Raw genomic sequence first — 501 nt, 5'->3', positions numbered from 1 at the left:
TTCGATGTCATCTTCGAGCAGTTTGCGGATCGCAGGGTCTGTTTCGGTTTCCAGAACCTCGTGGCACGCGACCAGTTCCTGCTCAAAATCAGCCTTCCGCGCGACCCAGACGTCGTATTCCGCCTTTTCCTCTTTCGTAGCCGGCCCCACAACGTTAACCGTCCCCCTTCGCAGATCAATGATCACGTGGTCTGGATGCGGAAGTGGCTCCGGTGCAGTCGTGATCCCGAGGCGGGCACGCCGTTCAAGCTCCCTCTCCCACTCGACTTTGTAGGTGATGGCCGTCTCCATCCATTCATCCTGCAACGCCTTTTCCTGGCGTTCTGCCGAAGCGAGAAGTTCGGAGAACAGACGCTGTGAGCGGTGCTGGCCCTTGACCGCGTTGACAGCCAGAGAACGCAGGATCGCCTGTGCCATCGGCACAGTGACATTGCGATCACCATCTCGCACCGTGATCGCCCGATAGGCTTCTTCCATCAAGAGCGCCTTCATCCGTTCGAC

General features: G+C 58.5%; 1 protein-coding gene. It reads right to left on the bottom strand.

The window, feature by feature from the left end; genetic code table 11:
* The coding region (locus ACOI1H_RS26260) for a DUF5681 domain-containing protein (protein ID WP_422441305.1) at nt 1–477 on the bottom strand (477 nt) is incomplete at its 3' end.
* Nucleotides 478–501: the final 24 nt, after the last annotated feature.

The organism is Loktanella sp. DJP18 (assembly GCF_049310965.1).
Classification (GTDB): Bacteria; Pseudomonadota; Alphaproteobacteria; order Rhodobacterales; family Rhodobacteraceae; genus Loktanella.
The sequence above is the reverse complement of the archived record's forward strand: the minus strand, read 5'-3'. Positions and strand labels throughout refer to the sequence as shown.